1 protein-coding gene is annotated in these 252 nt (G+C 66.7%); it reads right to left on the bottom strand.

Annotated elements, in window-relative coordinates; genetic code table 11:
• The coding region (locus EU800_RS26625; protein ID WP_129636399.1) for a hypothetical protein at positions 1-235 on the bottom strand (235 nt) is incomplete at its 3' end.
• Positions 236-252 lie beyond the last annotated feature (17 nt).

Raw genomic sequence — 252 nt, forward strand, 5'->3', positions numbered from 1 at the left:
TGTGGGCGCCGGGGTTGAAGTGCGGGAGCTTCTCCATGAAGGCAGAGCCGTTGACGAAGGGCCACTCCAAGGAGGCGTGGTAGTCCGGTCGCCCTTGGCTGCGGCTGTAGGAGAGGTGGTCCGCCCGCACGATCAGGTCGGAGCGGATCAGGTCGCCGGGTTTCACGTCAGCCGGCAGGATCTGGCCGAGGCAGGTCCATGGGCGGACCGGCCCCCAGCCGGGTTTCTTGGTCATAGTGGTGTCCTTTCGGG

Source organism: Tropicimonas sp. IMCC6043, assembly GCF_004146235.1.
Classification (GTDB): domain Bacteria; phylum Pseudomonadota; class Alphaproteobacteria; order Rhodobacterales; family Rhodobacteraceae; genus Tropicimonas.